6 protein-coding genes are annotated in these 8,513 nt (G+C 58.1%); 5 read left to right on the forward strand and 1 reads right to left on the reverse strand.

The genetic code is table 11. The annotated features are described in order from the left end of the window. Nucleotides 1-178 precede the first annotated feature (178 nt). The 5 genes from B4U49_RS02395 to B4U49_RS02415 all read left to right on the forward strand — a co-directional run bounded on the left by B4U49_RS02395 (nucleotide 179) and on the right by B4U49_RS02415 (nucleotide 5,717). On the forward strand, nucleotides 179-1,126 hold the full coding sequence (locus B4U49_RS02395) for an ABC transporter substrate-binding protein (protein WP_078082982.1): 948 nt from the start codon (nucleotides 179-181) through the stop codon (nucleotides 1,124-1,126). A 32-nt stretch (nucleotides 1,127-1,158) separates the two neighbouring features. Further along, nucleotides 1,159-2,655, forward strand: a complete 1,497-nt coding sequence (locus B4U49_RS02400; protein ID WP_078082983.1) for a sugar ABC transporter ATP-binding protein — start codon at nucleotides 1,159-1,161, stop codon at nucleotides 2,653-2,655. Nucleotide 2,656: 1 nt separating this feature from the next. Next, nucleotides 2,657-3,730: an ABC transporter permease gene (locus B4U49_RS02405; protein WP_239692436.1), complete on the forward strand. Its 1,074-nt coding sequence runs from the start codon at nucleotides 2,657-2,659 to the stop codon at nucleotides 3,728-3,730. Then, entirely contained in the window at nucleotides 3,727-4,707 is a 981-nt protein-coding gene (yjfF, locus tag B4U49_RS02410) for a galactofuranose ABC transporter, permease protein YjfF (RefSeq protein WP_239692437.1), read from the forward strand. The genes B4U49_RS02405 and yjfF overlap by 4 nt, the downstream gene beginning before the upstream one ends. Before the next feature lie 95 nt (nucleotides 4,708-4,802). Continuing rightward, nucleotides 4,803-5,717, forward strand: coding sequence for an SMP-30/gluconolactonase/LRE family protein (locus B4U49_RS02415; RefSeq protein WP_078082984.1), 915 nt, complete (start codon nucleotides 4,803-4,805; stop codon nucleotides 5,715-5,717). A gap of 175 nt (nucleotides 5,718-5,892) precedes the next feature. Here the strand turns inward: B4U49_RS02415 and B4U49_RS02420 are convergent, their stop codons facing one another. Continuing rightward, a complete protein-coding gene (locus tag B4U49_RS02420; RefSeq protein WP_078082985.1) occupies nucleotides 5,893-8,355 on the reverse strand; it encodes a glycoside hydrolase family 127 protein in 2,463 nt (820 codons plus the stop codon). Nucleotides 8,356-8,513: the final 158 nt, after the last annotated feature.

Below are 8,513 nucleotides of genomic sequence, written 5' to 3' on the forward strand. Positions count from 1 at the left end.
CATCCCTGGGGGCTCTTCGAAAACATCCCTGTTTTCGAAGGTCTCGCGAACAGTTCCCCGCAAGCGGAACTTCGCATCAAGGTATTTAGTGTTCGCTCACAGTTTGTGGGTGGATCAAAAAGGGAGCAACGCTCCCAACAATAAATATAAACAATCCAAAGTGATGAGGAGTCCGATAATGAAGATCTCTCGAATCCTATCCGGCGCTTTTGCCCTGGCCCTGTGTGCCAGCCAGAGCGTTCTCGCAACTACCATTGGTTTTTCCCAGGTTGGCTCGGAAAGTGGCTGGCGTACCAGCTTCAGTGAGTCCGTCAAAGCCGAAGCTGAAAAACGCGGTATCAACCTAAAGTTTTCCGATGCGCAGCAAAAGCAGGAAAACCAGATCAAGGCCGTGCGCAGCTTTATCGCCCAGGGTGTCGACGCCATCATGATCGCCCCGGTCGTGGAAACCGGCTGGAAGCCGGTACTGCGCGAAGCCAAGCGCGCACGTATCCCCGTGGTCATTCTCGACCGCAATATCGACGTGAAAAATAAATCCCTGTTCCTCACCCGTATCGCATCCGACTTCGTTGAAGAAGGTCGTCGCGCAGCACAGTGGCTGATGGACGAAACTGACGGTAACTGCGCCATCCTCGAGCTCCAGGGTACCGTGGGTGCCACCGCCGCCATCGATCGTATGAAAGGCTTTAACGAGGTGATCGCCAAATACCCCGACGCCAGCATCGTACGCAGCCAGACCGGCGAATTTACCCGTACCAAGGGTAAAGAAGTCATGGAAGCCATGCTCAAGGCAGAGAACAGCGGCAAGGAAATCTGCGCGCTCTGGTCTCACAACGACGAAATGGCCATTGGTGCCATCCAGGCCATCAAGGAAGCCGGCCTGAAGCCCGGTGAGGACATGCTGGTGGTTTCCGTAGACGGTGTGCCGGACTACTTCAAGGCCATGGCCGACGGCGAAGCCAATGCCACCGTTGAACTCAATCCGCACCTGGGTGCGCCGGCATTTGACGTGATCGAAGCCTACCTGAAGGGCGACCGCAAGGTAGAGAAGCTGATCACCACCACCGGTGACCTGTTCACTCAGGAAACTGCCGCCGAAGAATACGCCAAGCGCGCCGGCAGCTAAGTTGCGGTCAAGAGAATAAGCGGGTTTGAGTCATGACGTTGTTAAGTCTGAGCAAAGTCGAAAAGCGCTATCCCGGTGTCAAGGCACTGGACGGCGTCGACTTCCAGTTGCGCGAGGGCGAAGTCCACGCGCTGCTGGGTGAAAACGGAGCGGGCAAGTCCACGCTGGTAAAGGTCATGACCGGTGCGCTGGAAGGCGACGGCGGCAGCATGACCTACCTCGGCGAGCCGCTGAAACTGAAAAGCACCGCCCACGCACAAACCGTGGGCATCAGCACCGTATACCAGGAAGTGAACCTGCTGCCCAACCTTACCGTGGCGCAGAACCTTTACCTGGGACGGGAGCCGAAAAAGTTCGGGCTGATTGACTGGAAGCGAATCAATCGCCAGTCCAGGGACGTGCTGAAACGCTTCGACCTCGATATCGACGTGACCCGCCCCTTGTCCACCTTTTCCGTTGCTGTGCAGCAGCTGATCGCCATCGCTCGCGGTGTGGATATGTCCGCGAAGGTACTGGTGCTGGACGAGCCCACCGCGAGTCTTGACGCCGACGAGTGCGAGCAGCTGTTTGGCGTGATGCGCGAGCTGAAAGCCAAGGGTATCGGCATTGTGTTTATCACCCACTTCCTCGACCAGGTGTATGCGGTGTGCGATCGCATCACGATTCTTCGCAACGGTCAGCTGGTTGGTGAATTCGAAGCGGCGACGTTGCCGCGCAGTGAACTGGTTGGGCATATGCTCGGCAAGGAACTGCAGGCCGAAACCAAGGTACAGGAAGGCGAGGCGCGGAATGACAAGGCGCTGAGTGAAACCCTGCTGGAAATGGACGATGTGGCAGTGCGCGGCTCCCTGCATCCCACTTCACTGACCGTGCGTCGCGGCGAAGCCGTGGGCCTGGCGGGGCTACTGGGCTCAGGTCGCAGTGAAGTCTGCCGTGCGGTATTCGGTGTGGATAAAAAGACCGACGGCACACTCACGTTTAAAAACAGTGAACAGAATTTCCGGCAGCCGGCGGAGGCGATTGCCGAAGGGCTGGCGCTGTGTCCGGAAGACCGCAAGACCAGCGGAATTGTCGGACCTCTATCTATTCGCGAAAACATTGCGCTGGCGCTGCAGGCCCGTCGCGGCTGGTGGCGCCCCATGAATCGGGCGGAGCAGCAGCAACTGGCTGACAAGTTTATCGCCGAGCTACAGATTGCCACGCCGGATGCGGAAAAGCCGATCGAGCAGTTGAGTGGCGGCAACCAGCAGAAGGTGATTCTCGCCCGCTGGCTCGCCACCAACCCGCAACTGTTGGTGCTGGATGAGCCCACCCGCGGTGTGGATATCGGCGCGCACGCCGAAATCCTGAAACTGATCAAAAAATTCTGCAGTGAAGGTATGTCCCTGCTGGTGACCTCCTCCGAACTGGATGAACTGGTGGCCTTCTCCGATCGTGTCGCGGTGATGCGCGACCGCCGCAAGGTGGCAGAGATCGAGGCCGACGATATTACCGAAGGCAACATCATGCAGGCGATTGCGGAGGCGTAACGTGAGTAATCTTCAATCCGCTGCGGTGGGACAGCCTGTCCCGGCAGAAAAAGTGAAAAAATTCCCCCGGATTTCCGGGCGTTACCTGTGGCCGCTGCTGGGGTTGTTCAGCCTGCTGGCGATCAACCTGGTGATGGCCCCGGAGTTCTTCCATATCGAAATCCAGGACGGCCGTCTTTACGGCAGCCTGATTGACGTGCTGAACCGCAGTGCCCCGGTGGCACTGCTGGCCATCGGCATGACCCTGGTGATTGCCACCGGCGGTATCGACTTGTCCGTCGGTGCCACCATGGCCATCGCCGGTGCAGTCTGCGCCAACCTGATCGTGGGCGGTGTGGATAACATATTCCTGTTGATCGCCGCGGGTCTCGCCGCCGGTCTGGTGGCCGGAGCGGTCAACGGCGGGCTGGTGAGCTATATGGGCATTCAGCCGATTGTGGCAACGCTGATCCTGATGGTGGCAGGTCGCGGCATCGCGCAGCTGATCAACTCCGGACAGATTGTCACTTTCCAGAATGATGCGTTCGCGTTTCTCGGTACCGGTTCTTTCCTCGGTCTGCCGTTCCCCATCGTGCTTGTACTGATCATGTTTGCGGTGGTGCAGCTGCTGATGCGCAAAACCGCGCTGGGCTTGTTTGTGGAAAGTGTCGGTTGTAACGCGGGTGCCAGCTATTACCTGGGGATCAACCAGCGTGCGGTGAAAATGATGGTGTACTGCATTGCCGGCGTTTGCGCGGCACTGGCGGGCATGATCGCCGCGGCGGATATCCAGGGTGCCGATGCCAACAACGCCGGTCTGTGGCTGGAGCTGGATGCCATTCTGGCGGTGGTCATCGGCGGTGCCTCGTTGATGGGTGGGCGTTTCTCCATTCTGTTGTCGATCATCGGTGTGCTGGTAATCCAGTGCCTGAGCACCACCATCATCATGAGTGGCCTGCCGGCGAAATTTAACCTGCTGATCAAAGCGGTGGTGGTGATCTTTGTGCTGTTATTGCAATCGCCACTGTTCCAGAAGCAGATGTCAGCCCTGTTTGCCGCGATTAACAAGAAAGACAATGGAGGGGCGCAGGCATGATGCACTCCCTGGCTAATTCCCGGTTCACCTCCCTGTATGTAACGAGCGCACTGTTTGTGCTGCTGTTTCTGGTTGGCGCCTTCCAGTTTGAAGGTTTTGGCAGCACCCGCGTGGTGGCTAATCTGTTCTCCGATAATGCGTTTCTGGTGATCACCGCGATCGGCATGACCTTCGTGATCATTTCCGGGGGTATCGATCTTTCCGTGGGCGCGGTGATTGCACTGACCGGTGTGGTCTGCGGCCTGCTGATCGGCGAGATCCAGATGCATCCGCTGATTGTGTTCCCGCTGGTACTGATTGGTGGTGGACTGTTTGGTGCTTCCATGGGCGCACTGATTCATTTTTACAAGCTGCAGCCGTTTATCGTCACCCTTGCGGGCATGTTCCTCGCCCGCGGTCTGGCCACCACACTGAGTGAAGAGTCGATCCCAATCGATCACCCTTTCTACGATACGGTGGCTGATTTCGGCATGTTGCTGCCCGGTGGTGCCTGGGTAGGGGCTTCCACACTGATTCTGTTCGCGGTACTGATCGGTGCAATCCTGCTGGCGCATTTCAGCCGTCTCGGTGGTTTTATCTATGCCCTCGGTGGCAGTGCCCAGTCCGCGCAGCTGATGGGGGTACCGGTAGCCCGCACCACCATCAGTATTTACGCAATCAGCGGATTCCTGTCCGCGCTTGGTGGAATCGTCTACTCCTTCTACACATTCTCAGGATATTCTCTGGCAGCGGTGGGGATGGAACTGGATGCCATTGCAGCCGTGGTGATCGGTGGTACCCTGTTGACTGGCGGTTCTGGCTATGTGGTGGGCACCCTCATTGGTGTGCTGATCATGGGCGTCATCCAGACCTACATCTCATTTGATGGCACCCTCAACAGCTGGTGGACCAAAATCGTGATCGGCCTGCTGCTGTTTGTGTTTATCGGTATGCAGCGATTGCTGACCCGGCGTCAGGTCCGTGTCGCGGGCCACTAGCGGCAGAGTGTGACCGCCTGATTTGAATCAAGAGCCTCCAACTGACGTTGAGACTAGAATAAAACCGAGCGCGCACAGAGTAAGAGAGGACACTGATGCTTGAAGTACAGCGCATAGACGCGATCGAAGTGGGCAATACCCTTGGCGAGGGGGTGTTGTGGAACCACAAAGACCAGAGTGTCTGGTGGACCGATATCCACGAGTGCAAACTTTACCGGCTCACCTGGCCGGGGCGCGAGCTGGAAGTGTTCGATACCCCTGAACGACTGTGCGCATTTGGCTTCACCGATCGTGACGACTGCATCGTGGCCGCGTTTGAAACCGGCTTTGCACTGTTTGATTACCGCCGCGGCAAGATCCTGTGGCAGAAAACCCTGCTGGAAAAAGGCTCAGGCCTGCGTTTTAACGATGGCAAGATCGATCGTCAGGGCCGCTTCTGGGCGGGTACCATGGCGGAAGACGGCCGCGAAGACGCTGACGGAATCCTTTACTGCCTGGAACCCAACGGCGTGGTCAGCGAGCAGCAGAAAGATGTGTTCATCTCCAATGGTTGCTGCTGGGATGTGAACTCCAGCCACTTCTACTTTGCCGACTCCCCCCGTCGCAGTATCTACCGCTACAAATTCGACGCGCGCCGTGGAGATATCGGCGAACGTGAACTCTTCGCCCGTACCATGTTCGGTATCTACCCGGACGGTGCCACCGTCGATGCCGACGGTTATTTATGGTCTGCGCAGTGGCGCGGCGCCCGGGTACAGCGTTACGCACCGGATGGCAAACTCGCCGGTGCTGTGCCGGTGCCTGTCAGCCAGCCCACCTGTGTGACCTTTGGTGGCCCGAACATGGACATGATGTTTGTGACCACGGCCAAGGAATCCCTCAATGAGTGGACCCTGGATCGGGAGTGGCAGGCGGGTAACCTGTTCGTATTCCAGACCCCGTTCAAGGGTATTATGGGCTTCCGCTTTAGCACTACCCAACTGCTGGACAAGATCGCGGAACCGGCCTGAAAGTAGCCGGTATTAGCTGAACGCAATCGCGTAAGAAATCCCCGCCCGGCCTGGCCGCGCGGGGATTTTTTTATGTGTCTGGGCCGCCCCGGTGAGAGCCAAAAAAAGCCCGGCGACGAACAGGGTCCGCGCCGGGCAACAAGGGTGTTCTTGCTAATGTCTACGGATTTGCTGGTCAGCCGCCGCTTGCGCTGCTGTCGTCGCGCAGCAGGCGCACGCCGTAGATACCGCCGGCTACAGAATTCTCCGCCGCTTCGAAACGCAGTTCGATCAGGCCGCCTTCCGCTTTCTGCTGCACGCTGGCGGGAATCGGGTAATCCACGGTGAAGAAATCGTCTCCGCGGCTGCCATCGAGATTCACCTGTGCCAGCTCGATATTGTTGGCCAGGATGCGGAAACGGCGCCCGTTATCCAGGCCGAAGTAGGTGATGCGCAGGGTTTGCGCTTCCTGCTCCGGATCCTTCAGCTGATAGCTGAACCAGTCGCTGGCGTGGCGCCAGTGGCGGCCGCGGTGAACCCCCGCTTCGGTGCCGGCGCCGGCAAAGAAGTGGTCCGCCTCTGGTTGCTGTTCCCCGGGGGCCACCTTGTCGATGGTCTGACGGGCCAGCGCCAGGCGCGCACGATCCTCGGCTTCGCGCTGTTGTTGTTTGGCCGCCAGGCCTTGTGGCGTGCTGTAGGGCCAGTAAATGCTGTAGCGCGACTCGTGCACGCGGAAGAATGGAATCAGTTCCAGTCCGCTGCCGGCCTTGGGATTCAGTGCCGGTAAACCCGCGGCGGTGGTATCTATTTTCAGGGCCTGGAAATCAGCACTCTGCAGACTGTCCGGCGCCGCGAAGCGCAGTTCCTCACCGGGCAGGCGTTTAAGGCCGCTGACAAAGTTCCGGTCGTCACTGACAAACATCGGTGTCAGCTCCTGTGGGCACATGGGGCCCTGGGCGATATGTCCCATGCGGCTGTCGTCGGCGAGGAAATTCAGATTTTCATCAGCGAATGGCTGGGTCTTGGCCGCGAGCACCACCGGACCGTAGGTGAGGGCGTAGTAGTCTGACTTGTCCGGCAGTTGTTCCGCCTCCGGGTGCATCGGCAGATTAATCTCGATACGGTCGCCATCACTCCAATCGCGCTCGACAGTGATGTAGCTGCCGGGATTGGCCTGCACGGTGACAGGTTCGCCGTTAATCGACATGCTCAGTTCGCCGTCGCTGACCCACACCGGGTAGCGCAATTTCAGGCTGAATTCACCGTTACCACTCACCGTCAGCGCCGTACTTTCCGTATCCGGGATATGGTTTTCCTGTTTGACTTTAATGCCCTTTTCTTCCCAGTCGAGAGTGGATGGAATAAACAGGTTCACGAACAGCTCGTCGCCGCGGTGGGCGTAAATCATCTCTCCGTATTTGCTGTGGTTCTCGATACCCGAGCCCACGCAGCACCACATGGCATCTTCCGGCTGCGAGTACATGCGGTAGTGATTTGGACGCATCGGGGTGAAGTACACCAGGCCGCCGTTGTCCGGGTTCTGGGACGAGAGAATATGGTTGTAGAGTGCCCGCTCGTAGTAGCGGATATAGCGGGTTTCCGGATCGGTCAGGTACAACATCTGGGTGAGTTTCAGCATGTTGTAGGTATTGCAGGTCTCGGGCCCCTCTACATCCTCGACCATGGGGGCGAAGTCGTCGGTGGGGTGGAAGTGTTCGCGTACGCTGTTGCCGCCGATGGCGACGGTGCGATGCTCGACCACTTCATTCCAAAAATATTCCGCCGCGTCCTGCCACTGTGCATTCCCCGCCAGGTCGCCCACGCGTTTGTAGCCGATTACCTTGGGAATCTGGGTGTTGGCATGCAGGCCGGTCAGTTTGTCCTGGTGTTGTTCCAGCGGCTCGAGGATCTCCCGGTGGGAGAGGCGTTTGGCGATATCGAGGTATTTCTGCTTGCCGGTGATCTCGGCAACGTCTGCGTAGACTTCGTTCAGGCCGCCGTGCTCGCTTTTCAGAATCAGCTGCACCTGTTTGTCAGACAGATTGGCAATCAATTGCGCTCCCCAGTCGGACAGGGCGACCAGCATCTCCAGCGCCTGCTGACTGTCTGCATGGATATAGGCATCGCGCAGGCCGGCGTAGATTTTGTGGATGTTGTAGAGCGGTACCCATTTGTCGTTGAGGGTGAACAGGTCCGAGCGGATATCGCCTTCGGCTAGCTCGCTCCACATGGCCTTGCCACCGGGCACGCCGCTCAGATAGCCATCGCCGCTTTTGTCCTGAGCCCGCTTTAGCTCGTTGAGCATGTAGTCCAGGCGCTGTTTTACGTCCTGATTACCAGTGGCGGCCCAGGCAAGACTGAGCGCGGTGAGGTAGTGGCCACCAATATGCCCGTCGAGACCGGTGTTTTCCCAGTTGCCGTAGTTGTTCGCTTTGGGTTCGATGCCTGCTTCTTTGAGATAGGGCGCTAAGAGGCGATCTGGATCCATCGCCAATATATACTGGATATTGGTGTCCTGAGCGTATTTGAACGGGCTCTTTAACAGGCGCACCTGGTCGAGAGGGAAAGTCTCCATCTCGTATGGCTGGGTGGGCTCTTGCTGTGAGCAGCCGGAAACTAGGATTGAGCTGAGGGTTAGGCTCAGGATTATTCTTTTCATCGCCTTCTCGTTGTTTGAATTTATTGTTTTGGTGCGTCTGGTGTTGTGGTCTTTGGCGCTTTGTAAGAGATCTTGTGGCGGCGCTACTGCCGGTAACTGTTTGCGAGACACGCCGTGTACCCATCCCTGGGGGGGCGGATGCGGCCGTCCTGGCCGCA

Source organism: Microbulbifer mangrovi, assembly GCF_002009015.1.
GTDB lineage: Bacteria > Pseudomonadota > Gammaproteobacteria > Pseudomonadales > Cellvibrionaceae > Microbulbifer > Microbulbifer mangrovi.